The 25,170-nt window shown below is 61.6% G+C and carries 22 protein-coding genes; 9 read left to right on the forward strand and 13 right to left on the reverse strand.

Annotated features, from left to right (window positions below):
- Window positions 1–132: 132 nt before the first annotated feature.
- The 3 genes from M0D66_RS15690 to M0D66_RS15700 form a co-directional block, all read right to left on the reverse strand.
- A complete protein-coding gene (locus M0D66_RS15690) occupies window positions 133–519 on the reverse strand; it encodes a RidA family protein (protein ID WP_120344304.1) in 387 nt (128 codons plus the stop codon).
- 84 nt (window positions 520–603) lie between these two features.
- Window positions 604–2,085: an amidohydrolase family protein gene (locus M0D66_RS15695; protein ID WP_211702910.1), complete on the reverse strand. Its 1,482-nt coding sequence runs from the start codon at window positions 2,083–2,085 to the stop codon at window positions 604–606.
- A 3-nt stretch (window positions 2,086–2,088) separates the two neighbouring features.
- On the reverse strand, window positions 2,089–2,979 hold the full coding sequence (locus tag M0D66_RS15700; protein ID WP_200653946.1) for a MurR/RpiR family transcriptional regulator: 891 nt from the start codon (window positions 2,977–2,979) through the stop codon (window positions 2,089–2,091).
- Window positions 2,980–3,125: 146 nt separating this feature from the next.
- Here M0D66_RS15700 and M0D66_RS15705 point away from each other — a divergent pair, with 146 nt between their 5' ends.
- Window positions 3,126–4,403 carry an amino acid deaminase gene (locus M0D66_RS15705; protein WP_097391271.1) on the forward strand — a complete coding sequence of 426 codons (1,278 nt, stop codon included), beginning with the start codon at window positions 3,126–3,128 and terminating at the stop codon, window positions 4,401–4,403.
- Between the two features lie 89 nt (window positions 4,404–4,492).
- Here M0D66_RS15705 and M0D66_RS15710 read toward each other — a convergent pair whose 3' ends face one another.
- Both M0D66_RS15710 and M0D66_RS15715 read right to left on the reverse strand, forming a co-directional pair.
- Window positions 4,493–4,990, reverse strand: coding sequence for a MarR family winged helix-turn-helix transcriptional regulator (locus M0D66_RS15710; RefSeq protein ID WP_093643589.1), 498 nt, complete (start codon window positions 4,988–4,990; stop codon window positions 4,493–4,495).
- A gap of 31 nt (window positions 4,991–5,021) precedes the next feature.
- Window positions 5,022–6,617 (reverse strand): MDR family MFS transporter, encoded by a 1,596-nt coding sequence (locus tag M0D66_RS15715; protein ID WP_266210976.1) that lies wholly within the window; start codon window positions 6,615–6,617, stop codon window positions 5,022–5,024.
- 140 nt (window positions 6,618–6,757) lie between these two features.
- Between M0D66_RS15715 and M0D66_RS15720 the strand changes: the two genes are divergently transcribed.
- Window positions 6,758–7,600: an EcsC family protein gene (locus tag M0D66_RS15720; RefSeq protein ID WP_093643593.1), complete on the forward strand. Its 843-nt coding sequence runs from the start codon at window positions 6,758–6,760 to the stop codon at window positions 7,598–7,600.
- Here M0D66_RS15720 and M0D66_RS15725 read toward each other — a convergent pair.
- The 8 genes from M0D66_RS15725 to M0D66_RS15760 form a co-directional block, all read right to left on the reverse strand.
- Window positions 7,570–8,547 (reverse strand): alpha/beta hydrolase, encoded by a 978-nt coding sequence (locus M0D66_RS15725; protein ID WP_266210977.1) that lies wholly within the window; start codon window positions 8,545–8,547, stop codon window positions 7,570–7,572. The two genes, M0D66_RS15720 and M0D66_RS15725, sit on opposite strands and share 31 nt — an antisense overlap.
- A 128-nt stretch (window positions 8,548–8,675) precedes the next feature.
- Window positions 8,676–9,110: a CHRD domain-containing protein gene (locus M0D66_RS15730; protein ID WP_093643597.1), complete on the reverse strand. Its 435-nt coding sequence runs from the start codon at window positions 9,108–9,110 to the stop codon at window positions 8,676–8,678.
- A gap of 382 nt (window positions 9,111–9,492) precedes the next feature.
- Complete coding sequence (locus tag M0D66_RS15735; RefSeq protein ID WP_266210978.1) at window positions 9,493–13,290, reverse strand: ATP-binding protein; 3,798 nt, start codon at window positions 13,288–13,290, stop codon at window positions 9,493–9,495.
- A gap of 32 nt (window positions 13,291–13,322) precedes the next feature.
- The gene (gene aqpZ / locus M0D66_RS15740) at window positions 13,323–14,069 is read right to left on the reverse strand and encodes an aquaporin Z (RefSeq protein WP_266210979.1); all 747 of its coding nucleotides are present in this window, start codon (window positions 14,067–14,069) and stop codon (window positions 13,323–13,325) included.
- A gap of 245 nt (window positions 14,070–14,314) precedes the next feature.
- Entirely contained in the window at window positions 14,315–14,959 is a 645-nt protein-coding gene (locus M0D66_RS15745; RefSeq protein WP_266210980.1) for a response regulator transcription factor, read from the reverse strand.
- A gap of 111 nt (window positions 14,960–15,070) precedes the next feature.
- The gene (locus M0D66_RS15750) at window positions 15,071–15,763 is read right to left on the reverse strand and encodes a response regulator transcription factor (RefSeq protein ID WP_266210981.1); all 693 of its coding nucleotides are present in this window, start codon (window positions 15,761–15,763) and stop codon (window positions 15,071–15,073) included.
- A gap of 159 nt (window positions 15,764–15,922) precedes the next feature.
- Window positions 15,923–16,570: a response regulator transcription factor gene (locus M0D66_RS15755; protein WP_200653940.1), complete on the reverse strand. Its 648-nt coding sequence runs from the start codon at window positions 16,568–16,570 to the stop codon at window positions 15,923–15,925.
- Between the two features lie 355 nt (window positions 16,571–16,925).
- Entirely contained in the window at window positions 16,926–18,248 is a 1,323-nt protein-coding gene (locus tag M0D66_RS15760; protein WP_266210982.1) for an MFS transporter, read from the reverse strand.
- Between the two features lie 98 nt (window positions 18,249–18,346).
- On the opposite strand from M0D66_RS15760, the gene M0D66_RS15765 reads away from it, so the two are divergent.
- From M0D66_RS15765 to M0D66_RS15795, 7 genes are all read left to right on the forward strand, one after another.
- A complete protein-coding gene (locus M0D66_RS15765; RefSeq protein ID WP_266210983.1) occupies window positions 18,347–19,234 on the forward strand; it encodes a LysR family transcriptional regulator in 888 nt (295 codons plus the stop codon).
- 488 nt (window positions 19,235–19,722) lie between these two features.
- On the forward strand, window positions 19,723–20,439 hold the full coding sequence (locus M0D66_RS15770; RefSeq protein WP_211702902.1) for a c-type cytochrome: 717 nt from the start codon (window positions 19,723–19,725) through the stop codon (window positions 20,437–20,439).
- Window positions 20,436–21,827, forward strand: a complete 1,392-nt coding sequence (locus M0D66_RS15775; protein ID WP_266210984.1) for a cytochrome c — start codon at window positions 20,436–20,438, stop codon at window positions 21,825–21,827. Before M0D66_RS15770 ends, M0D66_RS15775 begins: the two co-directional genes overlap by 4 nt.
- Before the next feature lie 30 nt (window positions 21,828–21,857).
- Complete coding sequence (locus M0D66_RS15780) at window positions 21,858–22,034, forward strand: hypothetical protein (RefSeq protein WP_167378501.1); 177 nt, start codon at window positions 21,858–21,860, stop codon at window positions 22,032–22,034.
- A 2-nt stretch (window positions 22,035–22,036) separates the two neighbouring features.
- The gene (locus M0D66_RS15785; RefSeq protein ID WP_054037650.1) at window positions 22,037–22,609 is read left to right on the forward strand and encodes a cytochrome c oxidase subunit II; all 573 of its coding nucleotides are present in this window, start codon (window positions 22,037–22,039) and stop codon (window positions 22,607–22,609) included.
- Window positions 22,596–24,221 carry a b(o/a)3-type cytochrome-c oxidase subunit 1 gene (locus M0D66_RS15790; protein ID WP_266210985.1) on the forward strand — a complete coding sequence of 542 codons (1,626 nt, stop codon included), beginning with the start codon at window positions 22,596–22,598 and terminating at the stop codon, window positions 24,219–24,221. The genes M0D66_RS15785 and M0D66_RS15790 overlap by 14 nt, the downstream gene beginning before the upstream one ends.
- Window positions 24,218–25,027, forward strand: a complete 810-nt coding sequence (locus M0D66_RS15795; protein WP_093643618.1) for a c-type cytochrome — start codon at window positions 24,218–24,220, stop codon at window positions 25,025–25,027. Before M0D66_RS15790 ends, M0D66_RS15795 begins: the two co-directional genes overlap by 4 nt.
- The last annotated feature ends 143 nt before the right edge of the window (window positions 25,028–25,170 follow it).

The raw sequence follows: 25,170 nt of genomic DNA on the forward strand, positions 1-25,170 counted from the left end.
GTGCCGCCCCGCACAGGGGCAACACTAATAGACCACTAACAAAACAAGGAAAGGCCAAAGCCCCAGGAACACTGACAAACAAGCGCCGCGCAGGCAAAAAGCCCAATCAGCGCCTACGACGACCAAAAAACCTTAAACCGAAGGCTTCTTATAAGCGACGCAGTCAACCTCAACCCGACAATCAATCACCATCGAAGAAACCACACACGCCCGCGCAGGCGGATTCTCCCCAAAATACTCCCGAAACACCTTATTAAACGAAGCAAAATCCCGCGGATCATCCAGCCACACACCACAGCGGACAACATGCTCCGCCCCATACCCGGCTTCCTTCAAAATAGCGAAAACATTCTGAATCGCCTTGTGCGATTGCTCAACAATCCCACCATTGATCACCTCGCCATTTTCCATCGGCGTCTGCCCGGAAACGAACAACCAGCCATCCGCTTCGACCGCTCGAGCAAAGGGCATATGTTGACCACCCGTACCCTTGCCACCTTCAACGCCATATCGCTTCATCATCCAACTCCTTAAAAAGTCCGGCACGCAGCGCGAGCAACGCCACAACCCCGTGCCACATCAGCCACATCAATCAGAAAAAAATCAAAACGCGCCGTGCGCATCGCCCTTCGACGCCGCACCACGCGCCACAAAGTGCCCTGCCCGTTCGCCAGTCACCGCGCCATCGCGGTAAGCCAACACGCCATTCACCCACACCGCGTCGATTCCATCGGCCGCCTGTTGCGGCTTCTCGAACGTCGCCGCGTCGCGCACTTTGGCCGGGTCGAACAACACCAGATCCGCGTGATAACCGATGTGCACCTCGCCACGCTGCGCCAAGCCAAACCGGCGCGCCGACAAGCTGGTCATCTTGCGCACCGCCTCTTCAAGCGGCAGCAAACCGGCGTCACGTACGTAGTGCCCAAGCACGCGGGGAAACGCGCCCCACAACCGCGGATGCGGCAACGGATCGTTTGGCAATCCATCCGAGCCAACCATCGTCGCGGGATGCGACAGAATGCGCCGCACGTCGTCCTCGGACATGTTGTGATACACCGCGCCCGCCGGCTGCAAGCGCTTGCCGGCCTCCTGCTGCGTGACGCCCCATTCGGCAGCAATCTCGCTGATCAGCTTGCCCGCCATCTCGGGATGCGGCTCGGACCACGTGATCGTGATGTCGATGTCACCCGTCACCTGCTTCACGTCAAGCGTCGACGAACTGCGGTTGTACGGATAGCAATCGCAACCGATCGGCTGCAAACGACGGGCGCCCTCCAGCGACTTCAGCACCTCAACGCTACGCCCCCAGTTCGACGGACCCGCGCACTTCAGATGCGAAATCACCACCGGCACGTGCGCGTGACGGCCCACCCGGTACGCCTCGTCCATCGCGTCGAGAATCGCGTCGAACTCGGTGCGCATGTGCGTGGTGTAAAGCGCGCCTGCGGCGGCAAGCGGTTCGGCCAGCGCCATCACTTCTTCGGTCGGCGCGGAGAAGGCGGAGCCGTAGGCGAGCCCTGAACTCAAACCCAACGCCCCGTTCGACAACGCCTCTTCGAGTTGCGCGCGCATGCCGTCAATTTCCGCCGCGGTCGCCGCGCGATCGAGCCGGTCCATCTGATTGCTGCGCAACGCCGTGTGCCCAATCAGCGCGCCGACATTCACTGCCGGGCGCGCGGCGTTCACCGCTTCGACGTACGCAGCGAAAGTCGGGTACTGGAACGCATCGCGCTCGCCAAGCAGATTCATCGGATCAGGCGGATCGCCCTTCAGCGACACCGGCGACGCGCTGATCCCGCAATTGCCGACGATCACCGTCGTCACGCCCTGCGTGATCTTCGGCAGCATTTGCGGCGAACGGATCACGTGCGTGTCGTCATGCGTATGAACGTCGATGAAGCCTGGCGCCAGCGCGCGGCCGTTCGCCTCGATCACCTCTTCGGCGAGCCAGTTCGACAGATTGCCGATCGCGGCGATGCGGCCGTCGCGGATCGCTACGTCGCGTTCGACCGGCGGCGCGCCCGTGCCGTCGTACAGTTGCGCGCCGACGATCAGCGTATCGGCGGCTTCGGGATGCGAATGCATGGATCAGTCTCCTAACGGTTGTCGGTCGCCGCCGCCACGGTGCGCGTCGAGCGCGTGCTTCATGCGGCGCAGCAATTCGCGGCTCTCGTCACCCTGACTCACGGCAAGTTCGGTGACGAGCACATCGAGCGCCATCATCATCGCGTAGCGCGACGACGACGGCTTGTAAATGAAATCGGTTTCGAAGGCGACGATCGGGATCACCCAATCGGCCAGTTTGGCCAACGGCGAAGCCGGCGCGGTCAGAGCGATCACAGTCGCCCCGTAGCTGCGCGCGATCTTGCAGTTCTCGACCATCTCGGGCACGCGCCCGGTGGTGGACAACGCAATCACCACGCATTCGCGCGACACGGTGCTCGCCACCATGCGCTGCAACAGGCCGTCCTGATAGGTTGCAACCGGCCGGCCGAGGCGCACGAGCCTGAACCGCATTTCGTCGGCAAGCGCGGTCGAGCCGCCGCCCATGCCGAACACGTAGATCATCCGCGCGGCGCGCAGCGTGGCTGCGGCTTCGGCTAAAGGCGCCTGACGAAGAAGTTGGTGGTTATGTGCCAGCGCGGTCTGCAGTTCGTCGAACACGCGGGTGGCAATCGGTTCGGGCGCGTCGGTGGGTCCGCCCGCCTGCAGGAAGCGCTGCCCGACAGCGGCCGCCTGCGCGAGCCGCAGCTTCAACTCCCGCACGTCGCGACAACCCACCGCCTTGGCAAAGCGCGTCACGGTCGCGACGCTCACCTCCGCCTGCTGGGCGAGCGCGCCAATACTGGCGCGCGATGCGCCGGTCAGGTCGTCGAGAATCAGCGCGGCAACCTTCCGTTCGGCCGAACGCAGTTCCGGCGCGCATTCGGCGATGCGCGCGACGATATCAAAGGCCAGCGGTTCGGCGGTTAAGTTCATTGCAGGCTGTGGGGTGTCTCGCGAACGCTTACAAAGCGCTTCCGGAAAACCGTGGTACTAAATAACATTCCTCCAACCATCGTACTTTCGGTAACATGGTAAAGTCAACTTTGATTCGATTTAACTGGACGATGGAGCAGGGAGACATGAAAGTTACAAACTATCAGGGCGCAACGATTGATCCTTATAGCAAGGGCTTGGGCATGGTTCCGGGCACCAGCATCCAACTCACGGATGCCGCGCGCCTCGAGTGGAACCTGCTGAACGAAGACGTGAGCCTGCCCGCCGCAGTGCTGTACGCGGATCGTGTGGAACACAACCTGAAGTGGATGCAGGCGTTCGTCGCGGAATACGGCGTCAAGCTCGCGCCGCACGGCAAGACCACCATGGCGCCGCAACTGTTTCGCCGTCAGCTCGAAACCGGCGCATGGGGCATCACGCTCGCCACCGCGCATCAGGTGCGCGCCGCGTATCACGGCGGTGTGTCGCGGATCCTGATGGCCAACCAGCTAGTCGGCCGCCGCAACATGATGATGATCGCCGAGTTGTTGAGCGACCCGGATTTCGAGTTCTTCTGCCTCGTCGATTCGGTCGAAGGCGTCGAACAACTGGGTCAGTTTTTCACGTCGGTACGCAAGCCGCTGCAGGTGTTGCTCGAGCTCGGCGTGCCGGGCGGCCGCACCGGCGTGCGCGACGAAGCGCAGCGCAACGCGGTGCTCGAGGCGATCGCGCGCTATCCGGATGTGTTGAAGCTGGCAGGCGTCGAATTGTATGAAGGCGTGCTGAAAGAAGAACACGAAGTACGCGAGTTCCTGCAGAGCGCCGTCGCTGTGACGCGCGCGCTCGTCGACGAAGGGCGTTTTGCCCGCACGCCGGCTGTTCTGTCAGGCGCCGGCTCGGCCTGGTACGACGTGGTCGCAGAAGAATTCGTGAAGGCCTCGGAGACCGGCAAGGTCGAAGTCGTGCTGCGGCCCGGCTGCTATCTGACGCATGACGTCGGCGTGTACCGCAAAGCGCAGACGGACATCTTCGCGCGCAATCCGGTCGCGAAGAAAATGGGCGAAGGCTTGCTGCCGGCGCTGCAATTGTGGGCGTATGTGCAGTCGATTCCGGAACCGGATCGCGCAATCATCGGCCTCGGCAAACGCGATTCCGCTTTCGACGCAGGCATGCCGGAGCCGTCACGCCACTATCGTCCGGGCACCGAAGCGCCACGCGATATCGCGGCGAGCGAAGGTTGGGAGATTTTCGGCTTGATGGATCAGCACGCGTATCTGCGGATTCCCGCGGGCGCCGATCTGAAGGTCGGCGACATGATCGCGTTCGACATCTCGCATCCCTGCCTGACGTTTGACAAGTGGCGTCAGGTGCTGGTGGTCGATCCGTCGTATCGCGTCACGGAAGTGATCGAAACGTTCTTCTGATCGTGATGGAAACGGCGCGTTTCACCGCAAGGTGGCGCGCCGTTTGTTGCAGCCTTGCCGCTCAATCGGCAGGTTCAGCCCTCGCTGGCTCAGCGAGCCGGGTCGGCCTCCGCCGTGTCAGACACCTGGGCAGCCGACGCAGCCGCAGCGCCAGTCGCAGCCGCCACTTCGCCAATCCGCACTTCCAGCATCTTCAACGCCCCCGACAACGCGCTCAGCGCTTCGTCCGGTAATGCCGCCATCGTGTCGTGCAAAAAAGCGTTACGACGCGGCAAGCTGGCTTCGGTCGCCGACCGTCCCGCTTCGGTCAACCGCACATTGGTCACGCGGTTATCGCGGGTATCCATGCTGCGAGCAATCCAGCCTAGACCCTCCAGCGTTTTCAGTTGCCGCGTAAGCGCACCCGGATCGACGCGCAAGCGCTCGACCAGCCGCTTCTGCGACGATTCGCCGGCCTGTTCGTGCAGCGCGAGCAGAATGCGCCAGCGCGGCAACGGATGGCCCACGTGAGCTTCGAATGCCGACATGAACGCCCGATAAGTGCGGCCGAACTGCTGCATGACGGCGACGCGGTCCTGTTCTTCCATGATCTGTCAGTAAAACGGTAAGGCTAAAAAATCAATCCGCGTGGATCACCGGCTCGAGCTTGCGCTGAAGCTTGACCGGCGGCACACGCCGGCTTTGCCACACGGACACCACGGCGATGATCGCCGCGAGCGCGAGACCCAGATGAATGGCTGAAACGAGCGACTCGCGCGCACTCTCGAGCAGCATCGCGCCGTTGTGGCCCGCATGCGTCAGCTGGCCGAGCAAGGTGGTTTGCGCATCATGATTGATGAGGATTTGCGGGTCGCCGAGATCGGCGAACCACTGCGACGCGTGATCGTTTTCGAGCGCACTACGCACGCCGCTCGCGTACATATGGCTGATCAGCGTGCCGGTCAACGCCGTGCCGATCATCCCGCCGATCATCCGCAGCGACTGCAGCAACGCGGTGGCGATACCGAGGTGTTCGCGGCCCGCGGTCTGCTGCGCGAAGATCGTCAGATTCGGCATCACGAAGCCGAGACCGAGTCCGCCGAGCACCATGAACGACATCAGCAGCCATTGAGGCATGGCACGCGTCGCGACGACCACGCCGAGGCACGACAGCGCCACCAGCGCGAAGCCGACGTACAGCATCAGATTCGGATTGCGTACACGTGAGACGATGCGGCCATTGGCGATACTGCCGATCGTGATGAATACGACGAGCGGCGTAATGACAAGCCCCGCCTCTTTCGGCGACATCCCGAAGCCGCCCTGAAATAGCAACGGTGCGTAGAACAGCAACGAGAACATTGTGAAGCCGCCCAGCACGGCGAGCGTGAAGAGCGCGGCCAGACTGCGATTGCGAAACATATCCACCGGCAGAATCGCCGTCGGGCAGCGCTTTTCCCACTGCCACAAGCCGTATGCAGAGGCGACGCTCAGCGCAAGCAACGCGAAGGCGCTCAAGGTGACGCCGTGCTTCGGCAGCAACTCGACGAACAATTGCAGCGAACCGAGCGCCACCGCGATCAACAACGCACCCGGCCAATCGAGCCGCATCTTTCCTTCGTGCTCGATGTGCCGCAGATGCGGCAGAAAGCGCCAGACGAAAAATAGCGACAGCAAACCGACCGGCAGATTCACATAGAAAACCGAGCGCCAGCCGTAGTACTGCGTGAGAAAACCGCCGAGCGACGGCCCCACCGCGTTCGCAATCCCGAACGCCGAACTCATCAGCACCTGCCAGCGCAGTCGCACGACCGAGTCGGGAAACAGATCAGGAATGCACGCGAAGGCGGTGCCGACCAGCATGCCGCCGCCGATGCCCTGCAAGCCGCGCGCGAGCACGAGGAACAGCATGTTGTTGGCAGCGCCGCAGAGCACCGAAGCCGCAGTGAACACGACGATCGATGCGATCACAAATGGCTTGCGCCCGTAGTAATCGCCGAGGCGGCCGAAGATCGGCACGGTGATCACCGAGGTCAGCAAATACAAGGTGCCGACCCACGCGTAGAGCTCGAAACCCTTCAGTTCCGCGACGATCGTGGGCAGCGCGGTGCCGACCACGGTCTGGTCTAGTGCGACCAGCATCGAAACGAAGGAAACGCCGAGCATCGCCAGCAGCGACTCACGGAAAGGTAAAACTTGCCCACTCGAGTGGTGGGCCGCGGTATGGACAGCCATTTTTGATGGAGCAACAGTTGACTCGTCAAACGATCGGGAATCATACCATGAGGTGATGCTCTAAGCTGGAACACGCCGGTGCGGCTCGCCGCATCGGCAATCGACTGAAGAATGAACAACACAAGACGCCAGGGAGGCACATGGAGCCGAGTTCGCTCGCAGCACAATCCTTATCGGACGACGACCTGAGCGCGCTGCGACGCGCGAAACACGAACTGGAGAGCCCCGCGCTGGCGATGAAATTGGCGAGCATCGTCGGCTCACCGCTCGAGAAACTGCTCGCGCGCATGCCGGCTTTTGCCAACGAAAAGGTCACGGATGCGACGGAACTCGCGTTGCGCAAATGCCTCTCGATCGCGCTGCGCACGTTGGGACGGCAGGCCGGCGCCTCGCCCCTTGTGGTGCCCGACAAACCGAGCAATCTGCTGCACAAGTTCGCTGTGGCGACCACCGGCGCGGCTGGCGGCGCATTCGGTCTGTTCGCGCTGCCCGTCGAGTTACCGGTCACGACCACGTTGATGTTTCGCTCGATCTGCGACATCGCGCGTAGCGAAGGCGAGGATCTGTCGTCGATCGACACGCAGCTGCAATGCCTGACGGTGCTCGGCATGGGCGGCACCTCGAAGGCCGACGACGACGCCGACTTCGGCTACTTCATCATGCGCGGCGCGCTGGCGCAGGCGGTATCGAAGGCTTCATCCGAAATCGCGACGAAAGGCTTCACCGCGCATGGCTCGGCGGCCTTGCTACGTCTGCTCAACACAATTGCCGCGCGCTTTTCGGTGCAGGTGAGCGAGCAAATCGCCGCCAAGTCGATTCCGGCGATTGGCGCGGTGCTTGGCGCGATGGTCAACACGGTATTCATCGACCACTTCCAGCAGGTCGCGCACGGTCACTTCACCGTGCGGCGGCTGGAGCGGCAATACGGCCTGGAAACGGTCGAAGCCGCCTATCAGGCGATCGACGTCACTTTGGACGGCTGAGCGGTCGTGTCGCGCCCGCTCGTTGTTGCACTCGTCACGCGCCGCACGAAGGCCGCGGCGCGGTCGAGTGCGCGGCCGCCTTCCGGGATGAATGGCGTGAACAAGGGCCAGACGTGCGGCATCTTCTTCCACACTTCGAGTTCGCAGTCGACGCCCGCCGCGCGCGCCTTGTCGGCAACGCGTTGCGAATCATCGAGCAATACCTCGGTGCTGCCCGCCATGATGAAGAGCGGCGGCAAGCCTTGCATGTCGGCATAGACCGGCGAAGCGTAGGGGTGCGTGGCGGGCGTATCGCCGAGATAAACCTGCGCGGCCCGCGCGATGGCGGGACCGCTGAACATGGGATCGAGACCGTCGTTGGTGCGAATGGTGGCGCCGGCAGCGGCGAGATCGGTCCACGGCGAGAACAGCAGGCAGCCTGCCGGCAACGGATCGCCGGCGTCGCGCAAGGCGACTACCGTAGCGAGCGCAAGGCCGCCGCCCGCTGAATCCCCCGCGATTACAATCGACTCGGGCGGCGTGCCGTCCGCGATCAGCTGACGGTAGGCTGCTGTTGCATCATCGAGCGCCGCCGGAAAACGGTGCTCGGGAGCGAGATGGTAGTCGAGGGAAAAGATCGGTGCGTTCGCACGCGTGGCGAGTCCGAATACGAGCGAGCGATGCGTACGCGGCGAACAGAAGTAGTAGCCACCACCGTGGCAATATAGCACGGTCGGGCCATTCCCGGAAGTGGACACGCCGTCGGCGCGCTCGATCCACTCACCCTGCAGCGGCCAATCGTTCGGCCCGTACGACTCGCGCAGACGCCAGCCCCCCGGCACGCGCGGCGACCAGGCGCGCTTGGCTGTCAGCGCACGCGCCTTCTCCACATTGATAGTCGGCTTGAGAGTTTGCGGTCGAAACTGCTTACGCAGATACCAGCAGGCGAGTGCACTTTGCCAACTCATTGGGACACGCTCCTTCGATAGTGTCCCAACATGGTACGTGCGTTCGCCGCCGCGCCAGTGGACGGCGGCTTCTAATCTCGAAAAAGCGCCCGCGCCACCGGGCAAGGCTTTTCTCGTTGTCCTCTTGCCTAGTTCGCCGGCAAAACCTGCCCGCGAATCTCACCCGTCGGATTCTGCTCGGTATGGACGTTGAAGTACCACTGTCCCGCCATCAGGTCCGTCACCTGCTGTTCGGTGAGCGCCGCCGATCCTTTGATCGGGCTCGCCAACGCGTCCTTGCCGATTGGCACCTGGACCTTCGCGTTCTGCCCGACCGGCGCCGGGCCGTGGAAGTGCGCGGCGGTTGCCGGACCACTCAGCCCTTCATAGGTGACCGTCCATTGCAGGGACTTGGTCGACGTATCGAACGTGGCGTTCAACATGCCGTGCCCGTGACTCACGCGCGGCGGCACCTCGCTCGACGGTTCGAGGTCAGCCTTCAACGCCACCGTATCCGCAAAAGCGACGCCCGATGCCAACGCCCACAACACCACAGCAAGATTTAGTTTTCGAAGCGCAATCATGGTCTTCTCCGGACTTTGATGCACCGCCGCACCGACATTTCGGTCACGCGCAGAGCCACCACATACTAGTGCAAATCCGTTACAGCTGTTTGCGTCGGGGTCAAATGACATTGCGGCGATCTGCGCGACGCCTTCTTCGATATTTACAAACAGTTAATTGCGCAATTCGTACTGAATCTTTTGCGCCATCCGGATTATGCTTCCGACTGCGAGAAGTGACTCCTTCATCGAGGGATGTCTCCAAATCTTTAACGCGGCTTCGGCCGCGTTTTTTTTCGTCCTCTCGATTCGCTGCGTGGATTTATTCACGAGCGCGCGTCAATGCGGTCGCGCAAGCGAGGCGTTACAGCCGCGCCTCGGTGCGATGCGGCGTGAAGTAGCGTCATGCAAGTAACGCAGCCTGTTCCTCGATTCCATCCAGCATCGCATTGCACTTGCGCACCAAAGCCAACCCGTCGCTGCGCAAGCGCTCCGGCGTCTTGACGGTGATACCCTGGCGGTAGTCCTCCAACGCGTTGAGCAGCGGCGGGTATTGCAATACGCTCGCAGCTCCCGCCACGCGATGATGCCACTCGCGCAGACGCTCGACCTCGGCGTGTTCGAGTAGCGGCGACAATGCCTGCACGTCTTCGCGCACAGATGACACGAATGAATCGAGCAATGCCTTGACGGTCGATTCGCTTCCCCACAACTGCGTCATATGACTCAGGTCGACAGGGACAAATGGCTCGGCGCCGCCATGCGCATCCTGCCCGAAAACCGGCGGTGCGCTGAGCGTTTCACCGGGAGCCGCTTGCCATGCGCTGTCAGTGCCGAACCAACGGCTCAGGTATTCGCGTAGCGTAGCAAGCCGCGTCGGCTTGACGAGACAGTCGTCCATGCCGGCGTCGCGACATAGCTTCAGGTCTTCCGGCGCGGTGTTCGCGGTAATCCCGAGGATCGGCAAATGGTGCATGCCATCCTGCTCCCGTTCCCGGATACGCCGGGCCAATTCGTAGCCGGACAGGTTCGGCATGTGGCAGTCCGTGATCAGGCATCCATAGCTGGTTTGCTCGAGCGCGGCCAGTGCCTCGACGCCGTCGTTCGCCACGTCGCAGGCAAAACCGAGCAAGGCCAGTTGATGACGAATCAACTCCTGATTGACCGGGTGGTCTTCCGCAACCAGGATGAGCCGTCCGCTGGCAATTGCCCGTTCGCGGTCCGGCGGGACAGCAGCGCCTTCGGCCTTGCGCGGCATGCCGGTGGAATGCGGCGCCATGGATGGCAACCCCGTCATCGCCGCGGCGCACGCCGCACCGAGACCACGCCACGAGATTGGGTTGATACTGACGCGCACGTTGCTGTCGAGGATGCGATAGCCCGTCGGCTTGGGTTTCTCGGTCAGGCAGATGATCCGCGACCCGGGCCTGGCGTTCGTCGGCAGCGCCGCATCTTCACTCACGAAAATCATATCCACGCCTTCCAGGCCGGCGGAATCGCATAGTTCGGCCACATGCGGCGATACGCGACTCAGTTCTAGTCCAAGGGCCTGGCCGAAATGCATCAGCGCCTGTGCGACCCGCGCGTCGTCCGTCGCCACAACGCCGCGCTTGCCGCGCAAGCCGTTCACTGAGTAGTGCTGCGATGCCACTGGCATGGTGAGGCGCACCGTCATGCGTGTACCGACATCAGGTTCGCTATGCAATTCAAGGGTTCCGTTCATCAGATCGATCAACTTGCGGCATATCGTCAGACCAAGGCCGGTACCGCCGAAGCGGCGGGTAGTAGACGTCTCCGCCTGCACGAACGGCTCGAACAACTGCGCCTGCAGCTCCGGCGCAATGCCGATGCCAGTGTCCTCGACAGTCATCTCGATCGTCTGAACGTCGCCGGCCTGATCGACGACCGCGACCTGCACGTCGACCTCGCCCTTCGGCGTGAACTTGATGGCGTTGCCGAGCAGGTTGAACAGAATCTGCCGCAATCGCACGCTGTCTCCACGGAGCGTAGCCGCGACTTCGGGCGCGATATCCACGCGTACTTTCAAGCCCTTTTCGTGGGCGCGGCCCGCGAGTAAACCGACCGCGTTGTCGACCAACTCGCGCATGTCGATCGGTTCGGCTTCGATAGTCAGCCGCCCCGCTTCGATCTTCGAATAGTCGAGCAAGTCGTCCAGAATCTGCAGCAATGCCCCCGCCGACTCGTGGATCATGCTCAACATTTCCCCCTGATCCGCATTGAGCGGCGTGCGCTCCAGCACTTCGACGAGGCCGAGCACGCCGTTCATCGGCGTACGGATTTCGTGACTCATCATCGCGACAAAGTCATCTTTTGCACGCGAGGCGGCTTCTGCCACGTCGCGCGCTCGCGCGAGTTCCTCGGACCGCGCGTGCTCGACGCTCGCGTCCACCCAATAGCCGCTCCAGACAACACTGCCATCGCTCTCGCGACGCGGCACCAGCTCCGCGCGCGCCCACTTGATCTCACACTCGACTTCGAAGCGGAACTCCATATTCACCGGCGTTTCGCAACGCGCCGATCGCTCAAGTTCGGCCAGCACGAAAGGCCGGTCCTCTTCGCAGACACGTCTGAAATCGATTTCTTCGCGGTTCATCGACGAGGCAGGGGCGGCGCCCAGCAGATGTCGTGTGTCGCCGCCGATATACGGAAACGAATACGCGCCGCCCACGGTGCGTCGCAATTGAAATACGACAGCCGGCAATGAGCGCGTGACGTCGAAAAGGCGCCGCTCGGTTTCGCGCGCGAGCATTTCAGCACGCCGGATATCGGTGATATCGACCATGGTTCCGAGCACACAACTGGCCCTGCCGTCGCTGCTATGACATATCCGTGACCAGAACAGGCCGTGCCGCAGGTCACCTGTGCTGCGTTCAAACTCGAGTTCCGCCTGCGCAGGCTCGCCGCCGTTCAGCATCTTGCGTGTGAGGTCATCCAGAACGTGGCTATTGGCTTCACCCCATGCCTGGACCTCGACGGCCGTACGTCCGATCACCGCTTCGCGGCGCAAACCACACACTTCTTCATACGCACGGTTAATCGCGATGTAGCGTCCATCCAGATCTTTGGCGACGAGCGGATAAGGAACCATCTCCATCATGGTTTCCTGAAAGTTAAGCTGTAGCGCCAGTTCGCGTTCGGTCTGCTTGCGCAGCCTGACCTCGCGTTGCAGCAGCAGATACGCGCGTAGCGTAACCAGCAACACGAGACCGATACCAATCAGCAAGGGCAAAAGGCGCACGGCGGTAACGCTCCACGTTCCCGACTCCGCCGTGTTGCCGGCCAGCCCCTTCTGTGGGATGCGCTGCTTCTCGGCTGTCAGTGCGAGGCGCCGCGCAGTGGAGACAGCTTGCGCGTCGAAGCTGCTGGATAGCCAGCGCGCACGGATCGCCGTGTCGTCGGCCGGACTCATGGAAGCGAGCGCACGATCGATCTGGTCGCGTAGCGCCACCCGGCTGCGCGGGACGGCAAAGCGCAAGTCAGCGATTCTGCCGCCTTCCTCGAAAGCAACTTGCAGGCCGCGGAATTCCCCGGTGGCCAGCGCATACTGAACGACCGGAGTAAAGCCGAGATAGGCATCGGCATCGCCTTGTGCGACCGCCTGAAGCGCTGCGTGCGTACTGGCGAAGGTTGCCAGCTGGGCGCGTGGAAAGCGCTCGCGCAACGAACGCTCCAGCGCAAACCCTTTCTCCACCGCGAGGCGCGCGCCGGCAAGCTGGGCAGCGCTCGTGTACACATTGCCGTCGCGACGTACCACCACCGATGCCGACGCCCGAAAGTACGGCGCGCTGAAGCTGAAGCAGCGTTCCCGCTCGGGTGTACGCGCGAGACTCATGACCAGATCGACATTGCCGGCGCAGGCTGCGGCCAGTAGCTGCGGCATGTCAGGGAACACTTTGGACTCGATCACGACGTTCGACCCAACGAGAGCGCGGAGATAGTCGGCGCTCAAGCCGGTTGGTTGACCGTCCTGAAGTCCGTCGAGAGGCAACCATCCATTCGCTAGAACGCCGATGGTCAACGTGGCAGGAAAGGCGCCGCCGACTTGCGGATGCGATGAATCAGCGACAGGCTGGGCCGCCGCCGGCGGCATCAGCGCGACAACAAAGGCGAACATCACGAGCAGACATTGCGATACACGCCGGACCACATGCCGCACCGCGACACCGCGTTGGCGTCTCATGGCGAGCACCATGAAATTAGACGAGGCGACGCTCACGCGACTTCGCCCTGCCCGTGAACGAGCGACGCCGCACGCCGGCTGGACTTGCACCGGAGGAAGGAAAACAGCGCACCTGCAGCGACGCCGCCCAGCAACGGCGCGGCCCAGAACAGCCAGAGCTGGTCGAGTGCCCAGTCGCCGACGAACAACGCCTGACCGGTAGAGCGAGCGGGATTGATCGAACCGTTGGTAACGGGAATCGACACCATGTACACGATCATCAGAGACGCACCGGCGACCAGCGGTGCGATCGGTCGCAACTTTCGCCGGCAGGTCACCATCAGACTCACCAAGACGAAAGCGAACGACAGTGCAAGCTCGACGACCAGTGCGGAATGAAGTTGATAGTCGGCTGGAGAATGTTCGCCAAAACCGTTCGCTGCGAATTCGCTCGCGGCCAGTTCGAAGCCGGGGCGTCCGCTCGCCACGTAAACGAGCAGCGCTGCGGCTGCGATGGCCCCGAGAATCTGGGCAGCAATGTAGGGCAGCAGATCCCGAACCGGGAAACGGTGCGCGACCGTGAAGCCGATCGTGACAGCCGGATTGAAGTGCGCGCCTGAGTAGGCGCCGAACGCATAGCTCGCTGTGACGAGCGCGAGACCGAATGCGAGTGAGACTTCAAGGACGCCGTAACCTTGCTGGACCGCGCCGGTGTTCAATACAATGCTGCCGCAGCCGATGAACACCACCCACGCCGTCCCGACTCCTTCGACCCATAACCGCTTGCCTAGCCCTACCATTCCGCCTCCCAGTATTTGCGCAAATGGCAGACGGTGCTCTACTCCAGCCGCTAGACATTTGCCTGAATTTTCCAGGCTCGGCATTGCTCAGCATGGCGAAATAACTGCCTTCGTCAGGCGGCGTTGGACGTCGAGCCTCAGCTAATTCATAACTATGAAGCGGCAACTTCACCCAACCAATCAGAAGACTCCTAAAATCCTAAGAATCATCACAGGAGTCGCAGTCTAGTTCTCTGACGCAGCTATCAGGTCAACCCAATCTGTCTCGCATAGTCGATAAGGTCGTTTTCAGTCTCGAGCCCGAGCTTGCGCATCGCGCTTCGCTTCTGCGTGCTGATGGTCTTGCCGCTGCGCTGCAGTCGCGCTGCAATTTCGTGGACCGCCAAACCTTGCACATAAAGCTGGAAGACCTCCCACTCACGCGCGCTCAGCACACCCGCGCGCGGCTGTGGCGGCGCATCGCATGCGTCCATCGCAATGCGCGCCTGGTCCGATAGATAAACACGGCCGCCAACCGCTGCCTCGATCGCTTCGATCAACGCCGCGGCGGTATCGCGCTTATCGACGATTCCGGCCACGCCGAGGTGCAACAATCCTGAAAGCATGTGCACATGGCAGATCATCGTCAGTACGACGACGCAGGGGCGCGGCCGCCCCCGCAACAGACGGCGGAGAAACGAGACGGCATTGTTGGCACCGTGGATGCCCGGCATGCCGATATCCGATACGACGACGTCGCACGCATGGGCGTCGAGCAATTCGGCCAGCGTTTCGGTATCGGGCGCCTCACCGACTATCTCGATGTGGGGCGCCGCTTGAAGCAGACGCATCACACCAACACGAACGCAATCGTGATCGTCGGCCACGATGACGCGGATTCTTTGTGTCATTTTTTCTTGTCTTATCGACTGGCACTCCCTGCACGCAACGTGCCTCCCCGGGATGTGCCAAGTACATCTTCTGTTCGCCATGCCACCAGACCGGCATGACATCTCGTCGGCTTAGTGCCGGTTCTGCAGACAATCTTCAGAGATCACACCGTGCTCGACGGCGAAGCGGAACAACTCCGCGTCGCTATGCAGATCGAGCTTGCGCATCGCGGTACATTTCTGAGCGCTGATGGTCTTGACACTGCGCCCGAAGCGCGCGGCGATCTCCGTTACGCCAAGGCCGGAGGCGTACTGCCTGAACACCTCCAGTTCGCGGCGCGACAACATTTGACGGACAAAATCGAGCCGCTGCGCGACTGTTGCATCGGCAATCAGCGATCGCACCGCCGGCCCGAGGTAGCACTCCCGAGCCAGCGCCGTGATGGCTGCCACGTGAATCAGATCGATCCGGTCGCGCTTGCTGATCAGCCCATCGACACCGAGCGCAATGACCTTTCTCAACGCGGCCGCTTCGGTTTCCATCGTGAGTACTACGAGTGCGACTTGGGGATAACGCATCTTGAACTGCCTGACGGCCTCCAATCCGTCGCCGTAGAGGCCCCCTGACATGTACAAGTCCATGAAAACGAGGTCGCATGGAACACGATCAACTTCTCTGAACAGTTCCGTGGCGTCGGCAGCACGACCGACGACTTGCATATCCGGATAGCCCATCATCAGATTCTCGATCGCTAACAGAACCAGTGGATGATCGTCCGCGATGATGGTACGCACAGGTGTACTTGGTTCAACGTTATCGCTCATCGTCTTTTTCTCCCCCGTACCTGAATTCCCTGCCGCTCTCTCCGGAGCAACTGGCCGTGCCGCGATCATTAATCAAATCCTGGCCGATAGACATAAGATCGCTCTTAAATGAGCAATGACCGCACTCTGAAAATTGATTAGATATACGATTTAACTCCATCAAACGCCATGCGCACGAATATAAGCAAAGAGACCGGGATCGTTGGCAACGCCGAGTTTAGCCATTGCTTCGCGTTTCTGACGACTGATAGTGCGACGATGGCATCCGAGCGTCGCGGCGATCTCGGAGATCGATTGGCCACGCACGAACATTCTTATAACTTCTGCCTGTCTGAAGGACAATCGCGATACAGGAGGCAGTTCGCTCGCGTCGTCCCGAGGCAAAGCAAGCGCCTGAATGATGGAGCGGCCGACGTACATGTCACCCTTCCTGCTCGTCTCCATCGCTTGCCAAAGCTCGTCCAACGTTTCCATTTTGCTGAGCACGCTGACTACACCATCTGACACGATGGCGCGCAGAATCGCAGTGTTCGTCAGAGCCGTCATCACAACGATGCGCAACGACGGCCATAAGGATCGGATTCGCCTGACAAGGTCCAACCCATCTTCGACCGTGCCGGATACCTCAGGCATCGTCAGATCGGTAACGAGCACATCGCATAGCGTGCTCTCCAACAGCGTGATCAATGAAGTGGGAGTAGTCGCTTCGCCGACAATGGTGACACCGGCGTGCATTTCCAGCGCGGCCCGAACGCCAAGCAGAACGAATGGATGATCGTCCGCAAGAATGACTCGAAGTTTCGTCATGATTTGTCTCTGCTGTTGTAGGCATACTCAGCAAACGTATAGGGAAATACCGTCCGCTTCATGCGCGCTCTAATGGCCCAGTGGCGTAGGACACCGCACCAAGGGCGGCCATAAAACCACTGCTACAAACCGGAGAAAATCGGAGCACTCTGAAACCCGCTGACAATTTGATAGCCCATTGCGAAACTATCAAAGCAGGAATGCGCAATTATGCAAATCGAATATGCGAGAGTTTTTTCGTCGCTATTTTTTCTTCTGAAAAGCAACATAGCGACGAGAGCGCACCGCCGCTCTCGTCGCATGAAAAATAACGAATTTGACCGGCAACATAACGCCACCGGTCGCTATTACTCCATCACGTGGCATCACAAGCGCGTGCCGCCGTCAGCTTGCTAACGCGAGCCACGCGTGGAAATACCGGCAGCGCGATCAATGCGCACAGACTGGCTACCGCCCACACCATCGGCCACGAACCCACCGACAACAACACCGGAATCGCGAGCGGCGTCAGGAACAGCGTGAGAAAGATACAGGTATTGCCGATCGCGAGTGCGGTGCCTGCACGGCTCGTCCCCGCGAGGGTCGCGAGTTCCGTGAAGGCAACGCCGTGCCAGGCAGATGCGCTTATGCCGCCCAGCACGATCATCAGTGCGACCACAGCCGTCATGGCCGTATGGTGCATGCCGGCCAGGCTCGTCACCAGCGCAAGCGAGGCGAACAGCACCGCGGTCAGCACGCTGCAGGCGCGCATGTAAGCGCGTCGATTGCCGCGCCGGTCGGTCCACGCACCGCTCCAGACCCGCGCAATCGCAGCGCCCGTTTGCACGGCTGCCATCGTCAAACTGATCGCCAGCACACCGGCGCGGCCGAAGTCGTGAAGGAAGACGGTCCCGAATGTCACGATGGCAATCTGCGGCACACACAACGTGCCGGCGCCGAGCGCCACACGCCAGATGCCGATGTCGCGTAACGGCGAGACCTTCGCGGGCGCCGCACCTGCACCGGTAACCGCAGCGTTGCGAGCCGCACCCACACCGTTCCCTTCAACGTGCGAAGGCTCGTGCAGCCACCGCCATGCAAACGCCGCAGTAATCGCACACGCAAGGGCCAGCACGGAGTACGCGCTGGCGAAGCCGAACTTCGAGGCGAGCGCCGGCAAGATCAGCGCACCCAGGCCTCCGCCGGCCGGCACCGCGGTCTGCCGAATGCTCATCGCGAGGCCGCGCTCACCTTCGCGAAACCAGGCCATCACCGCACGGCCACTCGACCCGTTGACGCTGCCGCCGAGCAGGCCGACAAGCAGCAGACCGAGCGCGAGCGTCGCCACGCCCGGCACATGCGCGCCGGACGGAACCACGAACAATGCGAGCCCGGCTAGCGCCGCGGCAGTCGAAAGAAGTCCGAGCAACAGCACGCGGCGGTCGCCCCAACGGTCGGTCAACAAACCCCACGGCAACTCGCTAACCGCAATGCCCAAACCGAGCATGCCGAGCACCAGTCCGAGCCCGTCATTGCCGAGGTGATAACCCGAACGCAAAAACACGGCCGTAGTCGGGATCCCTGAAAAAGCAGCCGAGAAACTCGCGTTCGCCGCAAAGCCCACTCCCAGCACTTTCCACCGATGGCTCGCCGTACGCGCGCCTGGTACCCGCACGGCGGCAATCGAATCGTTTCCCATGACAGCCTCTGCAATGAATGAATTGGAGGTATCCTACGGCTGGGCAAACCATCGGAAAAGCCGGAAAATCAGATGACTTCCATCGGATATACCGAATCATGAGTCAACGCGGATTTGACCTGACTCAACTGCGCACCTTCGTCGCCGTCGCCGAATCGGGCAGCGTCTCGGCAGGCGCGGAGCGCGTGTTCCTGTCGCAGTCATCGGTGAGCGAGCAGTTGAAGAAACTCGAGGAACGCGCCGGCCAGCCGCTCTTCGTGCGCAGCAAGCAGGGTGTGACCGCCACGCCGGCCGGCAGCCGCCTGCTCGATCACGCGCGCCGCATCATCGCCATGAGCGAGGCCGCGTTCGAGGACCTGCAAGGCCGCTCGCTCGACGGCGAACTGCGCATCGCCATCACGGACTACTACCGTCCGCTCGACATCGCGCGCATTCTCAAGACGTTCTCGGAACAGCATCCGCGCTTGAAACTGCACGTCACCGTGCAGCCAAGCGCGGTGATCGATAGCAGCGCCGGCGACGATGCGTCATACGACATTGGCCTCTCGTTGCGGCTCGTCACCGGGAGCACACGCGCCACCAACCGCCGCGGCAGCGCGCAAAGCACCGTGGTGCGGCGCGAGAAACTGCTATGGGTCTGCGCGGCCGATGCCAGTCCGCGGCCGGCCACGCCTTATTCGTTGGTATTGCTACCGTCGAGTTGTCAGTTGCAGCGCTTTGTCGTGAAACTCCTCGATGAGCACAAGGTGCCGTATCTGGTGTCGCATTCGGCCTCCGGGGTGGCTGGCTTGCAACTGGCGCTGAAGGCCGGGCTAGGCATTTCCTGCCTGAACGAATCGTCGATCGGCGGGGGCCTGGTGGCCTGTCCACCGAGCGTCGGGTTGCCCGCACTGCCCGCTGTCGAGTTTCATCTGTTGCCGGGGCGAATCGGCGAAAGCGAACGCGTCAGTAATGCACGCACGGCGTTGATGCATCTCTTCAGTTGACGCGCTCCACGTCGATGCACGCGCTGCGACTCAGAGAACACGACGGAAACGCAGTGCATCAATCGCATTCGGCGATGCAGTCCGCACTCGAACCAAACAAAGAATAAATATTGAAGGCGCTCTAATCGACGCCTATGCTGATCAAATACATCACCGATTGGTCCAGCAAATTTTATTGACGCATCGGATAAATTCCTGCAACCTGCTACACGTCTGCGAGACGCATCAAGCGTTATTAATGCAGCCCGAAAGCCGCCACCCATTGGCGCACTCAGGCAGATCGTTGCTTCATAAAGAAGTTGCATTGCCGCATCGCTTCAATACTGTGCCTCCTTAATAAGTCCGTTTCGATTTGCTGTTCATGCAGTCGTGATGAAAAAGAATTGGCAGGCTTGTCATGCATCGTTCATCGATTTCGATGAGTGAATTCACGAGCGAATGCATGAGAAATAAATAGCGAAAATAACCGTTCCCCGACGAGGCCTGGCGTGCATCGTAGATCTATCGGATTTTCGATTCTGGTGGTGCTTTACGTCATGTGGCGTGGTGCGGCGTTCGCAGCCACAGACGCGTCAGCCGCGATGCCCTCGGCCATGGACGAGCGCGTGCGCGCCTGCACCTCGTGTCATGGCGTGCAAGGCCAGGGCCTGAACAACGATTACTTCCCGCGTATCGCCGGCAAACCGGCCGACTATCTGTTCAATCAGCTGAGCGCGTTTCGTGACGGCGGTCGCACTTATCCGCCAATGGGTTATCTGCTCGCCTTCCTTCCCGACGACTATTTGCGCAAGATCAGCCAGTACTTCGCGGACCTGCAACCGCCCTATCCGAATGCCGATCACACCGACGTGGCACCGGCCGTGCTCGCAGCCGGACAACGACTCGTCACCCAAGGCGACCCTGCACGCAAGATCCCGGCGTGCATCGCGTGTCATGGAGCACGCATGACGGGCACGCAGCCTGGCATCCCGGGCCTGCTCGGCCTGCATGCGAGCTACATCGCCGGGCAGATGGGTACGTGGCGCTCGGGCACACGTCACGCGCTTGCGCCGGACTGCATGCATTCGATCGCCGTCAAGCTGACCGACAAGGACATCACCGCGGTATCGAGTTGGCTCGCGCGCCAGCCGCGCCCTGCCGATCCACGGCCCGCGCCGGCGTCCGCTGAGCGGCTGCCGCTTGCATGCGGGAGCCAACCGCAATGAAGCCGACCCTCCGCTCGATCCGCCCTGTTGCACATGCTATGACGAAGCGCCGTCGCAACGCTGTATTCAGCTTGCTGGTTGCCGCCTTGATCGTCGCCGGCGGCGCCGCGCTTTTCAGCGCACCGCGAGCGCTGTTGATCGCTGAAGCGAGCGCGGCTGAAGCCGTGCCTGCCGCCACAACCGCAACTACCGCAACTACCGCAACTACCACTGGCGACAAAGCCGACACCCGTCCCGACATCGTCAAACGCGGCGAGTATCTGGCGCGCGCCGGCGACTGCGTCGCCTGCCATACCGCGCCTCGCGGCAAGCTATTCGCCGGCGGCCTCGCCATGGATACGCCGTTCGGCACGCTGTATTCGCCGAACATCACACCGGACGCGCAGTACGGCATCGGCACATGGAGCGAGGACGCGTTCTTCAAGATGATGCGCACCGGCCGCACGCCGGACGGCACCCTGCTCTACCCTGCGATGCCGATCGCCCAGTACACCAAGGTCACACGTGAAGACTCGAACGCGATCTTCGCGTACCTGAAATCCGTGGCGCCAGTACGCGAGCCGAATCACAAGCACACGCTGCGCTTCCCGTTCAACCAGCGCAAGCTGCTATATGGCTGGCGCACGTTGTATTTCCGTGAAGGCGAGTTCCAGCCCGACCCGACCAAATCGGTCGAATGGAATCGCGGCGCTTATCTCGTCGATGGACTCGGGCACTGCACGATGTGCCACACCAAGATCAACATGCTCGGCGGTTCGTCGCAAAGCGAGCAGTTCGCGGGCGGTCTGATTCCGGTGCAGAACTGGTACGCGCCCTCGCTCACATCCGACAAAGACGGCGGTCTCGGCGACTGGAGCATCAAGGACATCGTCGATCTGCTGCAAGCGGGCATTTCCGATCGCGGCGCTGTGTACGGACCGATGGCCGAAGTCACCTATCACAGCCTTCAGTACATGACGGAAGATGACGTCAAGGCGATGGCCGTCTATCTCAAGACCTTACCGGACAATCGCGGCCGCAAGTCGGGCCCGTCCGCACCGACCAATACCAACGTGTTTGCGCTCGGCGAAAAGATCTACGCCGACAAATGCGCCCTGTGTCACGGCGCGAACGGCGAGGGTCAGTTGCAGCACTATCCGCCGCTCGCACGTAACCAGTCGATTGAAATGGACTCCGCCGTGAACCCGATCCGCATCGTGCTCAACGGCGGTTTCCCGCCCGGCACGGCGCGCAATCCCGAACCGTACGGCATGCCTCCGTTCGGTCAGGAGTTGAACGATACCGACGCCGCCGCCGTCGTCACCTATATCCGCACTGCGTGGGGCAACCACGGCCAGCCGGTGACGTCGCGCGAGGTCAACGAATTGCGCAAAGCACCGCTGCACTGAACCTGAACTGCTGCACCGGAGAATCTCCAGATGGAAGCGAACGATACCCGCAGCGCGGCCCCACCTACGGATGAAGAAGTGGAACGTGTCGTCGCGGCCGGCCCGCATGGCGCGATCGCCGTGGCCGGCGTCGCCACGCTGATCGTCATGGCGATCTGGTTCGGCTTCTACTTTCTTGTCTTTCTGCCGCGCGGCGTCATCCACTGACTATGTCGACTGATTCCAATCACCAACCGGGCAGCGGTCACGAAGTCGCTTTACGCGCCGAGCGCCGCTGGGCGATTTTCGCCACGGCGCTGATCGTGCTGATGCTCGTCGTCATTGTGTACTCGGGGCTGCATTGGGCGATGATGCCGCCGTCGCGAGTCGAGACGATCGATCCTTCGCGCCTGCAACTGTCGGGCGAATTCGTCGAAGACAACCTCGGCAGCGCCGTCGAGCCGGATGGCTCGGTAGTCGTGCGTTTTGTCGCGCAGCAGTATTCGTTCACGCCTCAATGCCTGCTGGTGCCTGCCGACACGCCGATCACAATACGCACCACCAGCGCCGATGTCGTGCACGGGCTGCTCGTCACCGACACCAACATCAACACGATGGTCGTGCCCGGCTATGTTGCTACGCTGAATACGCGCTTTGACAAACCCGCCGATCACACCATGCCGTGTCACGAGTTCTGCGGCTTCGGCCACCAGACCATGTGGGCGCACGTCAAGGTCATCGACAAAGCCACGTTCTTCGAGCAAGCCCGACAATCACGGAGGCTCAGCTGTGTTTCACGCTAAGCGACTCGTTCTCGCGCATTTCTGGCTGGCCTTCATCGCGTTTCTGATCGCACTGCTGCTCGGCGCGTGGCAGATGCTGGTACGCAGCCCGCTGCTGCCGTGGGTCGGCGACCCCGAGCTCTACTATCGATCGGTGACCGCGCATGGCTCGGTGATGGCTTACGTGCTGCCCACGTTGGTGTCGATGGGCTTCGGTTACGCGATCGTCGAACTCGCGCTCGCGCAGCGGCTTGTCGGTTTGAAATGGGCCTGGGCCGCATTCATCATGCTGGCAGTTGGCGCGGTGATGGCGATGGTGCCTGTCGCGCTAGGCAAGGCATCAGTGCTCTACACCTTCTATCCGCCGATGATCGGCAGTCCGTTCTACTACCTCGGTGTGGTACTGGTGGTGGTCGGCTCGTGGATCTGGGTCGCGCTGATGCACGTGAATCTGCGCATCTGGAAGCGCGCGAATCCCGGCAAGCCGATACCGCTCGCGATGTTCGCCAACGTCGCAGGCGCGTATCTGTGGGCCTGGACCGCGATCGGTGCGGCGCTCGAAATCCTGTTCCAGATCTTGCCCGTCGCTTTCGGTCTCACCAATACGATCGATGCCGGCCTCTCGCGCATCCTGTTCTCGTGGACGCTGCATGCAATCGTCTACTTCTGGCTGATCCCAGCTTACATCGCGTACTACACGCTGGTGCCGCGTGCGATCGGCGGACGGCTCTATAGCGATTCGATGGCGCGCGTGTCGTTCATTCTGTTCCTTGTGTTCGCGATGCCGATCGGCATTCACCACCTGTTCGCCGATCCACAGGTAGGCTCGGGCTTCAAGTTCCTGCATGCGGTGTTCACCGGCATGGTGTCGGTGCCGACGTTGCTGACGGTGTTCACCATCTGCGCTTCGGTGGAAATCGCCGGCAGACTGCGCGGCGGCAAAGGCGCATTCGGCTGGCTGACCGCATTGCCGTGGCAAAACCCGATGATGCTGGTGATCGCGTTTTCGTTCGTGATGCTGGGGCTCGGCGGTGCGGGCGGCCTGATCAACATGAGCTATCAGTTGAACTCGACCGTGCACAACACGCAGTGGGTGACTGGACACTTTCATCTGATTTTCGGCGGGGCGATCGTCATCATGTACTTCGCGATCGCGTACGAACTGTGGCCGCAACTGACCGGCCGTGCGATTACGTCGGTGAAGCTGGTGCGTACGCAACTGTGGCTGTGGTTCATCGGCATGATGGTGGTGACGCTGCCGTGGCATTACGTCGGTCTGCTCGGTGCGCCACGCCGCATGGCCTACTACGACTACAACATGCCGGGGATGGAATCACAGGCGTTCTGGGTAGGGATGTCGGCGGTGGGCGGACTGATCCTGGTGGTGTCCGGCGTGCTGTTCATCTACATCCTCGCGAAGTCGCAATTCGGACCGGAGGTACAGCAACAGAGTTTCCGCTTCGCGAGCGCGGTTCAGCCGGTCGAGCACGTGCCCGCCGCGCTCAATAGTTTCGGCTTGTGGGTGGCGTTGATGATCGGGCTGACGGTCGTCAACTACAGTGTGCCGATCGTTCAGTTGCTCAAATTGCCGCAGACGTCGGTGCCGGCAGTTGTCGTTGGAGCGCAGCGATGAGTCAGGAACGCGTCTTCAGCTTGCGCAATCCGTGGTTCACGGTGAGCCTGGGCGGCACGATTGCGATTGCCGTGGTCGCGATACTGATCGGCTTCGTCTGGTTGCCATCGGCGAATAGCGGATTCAGCGAGCGCGGCTTATGGGCGACGATTTGCAGCGCCGCGGGCGCGCCGTCGAGTTGGTACGGCGGCGCCAATATTGCCGGCCCGGCGCCGAGCGAGGTGGTGGTCTTGCCGCCATTGCGATGGGTGCGCGCAGATGCGAATTCGATTGGCCGCGGCGCGACGATTGCGACGCAGAATTGCTCGATGTGTCATGGCGTGCTGGGCACCGTCCAGGTGACGGCGCCTGCATTGGCCGGGCAGTATGCTGACGTGGTCTACAAAGAGTTGCGCGACTATCAGAACGGTGTGCGGCAAAACGCGGTGATGCAGCCGATTATCGCGGCTCGCAGTGATCAGGATTTGCATGATCTGGCGGCTTACTATGCTTCGCTTTCTCGCGCGCCGGCGGCCGAGGTTTTGCCTACAGGCGTTGGGCCGGATGCGAATGCTGTGAAGCTTGCGATGCAGGGTGATCCGCAGCGGAATATTGCGCCTTGTGCGGCCTGCCATGGACAACTGGATCGTAAGGGGGCGGCGCCCTGGCTTGGGGGACAGTCGTCCATTTATCTCGCTGCGCAAATGCGGGCGTTTGCTGCCGGTGCCCGGCATAACGATATCAATGAGCAGATGCGGAATGTGGCCCGGCAGATGACTTCGGCGGAGATTGATAGCGTCGCTAAGTATTACGCGGCTATGCAGTAATCGTTCGAGTTTGGTTTAGCCTTCGCGGCGCTCAACCGCGAATGACGTGTCAGAAGGCCCGCACTCAGCGGGCCATTTTCTTGCCCAATGTCTTACGCGCAGCTCGGGGCCTTTTCCGTTGCTTCTGCGTGGTGGCCGCTAGT

It is taken from the genome of Paraburkholderia sp. SECH2, from assembly GCF_030464795.1.
GTDB classification, from domain to species: domain Bacteria; phylum Pseudomonadota; class Gammaproteobacteria; order Burkholderiales; family Burkholderiaceae; genus Paraburkholderia; species Paraburkholderia aspalathi.

Coding starts and splice junctions, on each gene's coding strand:
- M0D66_RS15700 (WP_200653946.1), bottom strand. CDS start 2,979: ATGAACTTAACCGCCGAACCGCTGGCCTTTGATATCGTCGCGCGCATC.
- M0D66_RS15750 (WP_266210981.1), bottom strand. CDS start 15,763: ATGAGCGATAACGTTGAACCAAGTACACCTGTGCGTACCATCATCGCG.
- M0D66_RS15695 (WP_211702910.1), bottom strand. CDS start 2,085: ATGCATTCGCATCCCGAAGCCGCCGATACGCTGATCGTCGGCGCGCAA.
- M0D66_RS15745 (WP_266210980.1), bottom strand. CDS start 14,959: ATGACACAAAGAATCCGCGTCATCGTGGCCGACGATCACGATTGCGTT.
- M0D66_RS15725 (WP_266210977.1), bottom strand. CDS start 8,547: ATGAGTTGGCAAAGTGCACTCGCCTGCTGGTATCTGCGTAAGCAGTTT.
- aqpZ (WP_266210979.1), bottom strand. CDS start 14,069: ATGGTAGGGCTAGGCAAGCGGTTATGGGTCGAAGGAGTCGGGACGGCG.
- M0D66_RS15780 (WP_167378501.1), top strand. CDS start 21,858: ATGGAAGCGAACGATACCCGCAGCGCGGCCCCACCTACGGATGAAGAA.
- M0D66_RS15705 (WP_097391271.1), top strand. CDS start 3,126: ATGAAAGTTACAAACTATCAGGGCGCAACGATTGATCCTTATAGCAAG.
- M0D66_RS15755 (WP_200653940.1), bottom strand. CDS start 16,570: ATGACGAAACTTCGAGTCATTCTTGCGGACGATCATCCATTCGTTCTG.
- M0D66_RS15735 (WP_266210978.1), bottom strand. CDS start 13,290: ATGAGACGCCAACGCGGTGTCGCGGTGCGGCATGTGGTCCGGCGTGTA.
- M0D66_RS15795 (WP_093643618.1), top strand. CDS start 24,218: ATGAGTCAGGAACGCGTCTTCAGCTTGCGCAATCCGTGGTTCACGGTG.
- M0D66_RS15785 (WP_054037650.1), top strand. CDS start 22,037: ATGTCGACTGATTCCAATCACCAACCGGGCAGCGGTCACGAAGTCGCT.
- M0D66_RS15730 (WP_093643597.1), bottom strand. CDS start 9,110: ATGATTGCGCTTCGAAAACTAAATCTTGCTGTGGTGTTGTGGGCGTTG.
- M0D66_RS15760 (WP_266210982.1), bottom strand. CDS start 18,248: ATGGGAAACGATTCGATTGCCGCCGTGCGGGTACCAGGCGCGCGTACG.
- M0D66_RS15775 (WP_266210984.1), top strand. CDS start 20,436: ATGAAGCCGACCCTCCGCTCGATCCGCCCTGTTGCACATGCTATGACG.
- M0D66_RS15765 (WP_266210983.1), top strand. CDS start 18,347: ATGAGTCAACGCGGATTTGACCTGACTCAACTGCGCACCTTCGTCGCC.
- M0D66_RS15690 (WP_120344304.1), bottom strand. CDS start 519: ATGAAGCGATATGGCGTTGAAGGTGGCAAGGGTACGGGTGGTCAACAT.
- M0D66_RS15710 (WP_093643589.1), bottom strand. CDS start 4,990: ATGGAAGAACAGGACCGCGTCGCCGTCATGCAGCAGTTCGGCCGCACT.
- M0D66_RS15715 (WP_266210976.1), bottom strand. CDS start 6,617: ATGGCTGTCCATACCGCGGCCCACCACTCGAGTGGGCAAGTTTTACCT.
- M0D66_RS15720 (WP_093643593.1), top strand. CDS start 6,758: ATGGAGCCGAGTTCGCTCGCAGCACAATCCTTATCGGACGACGACCTG.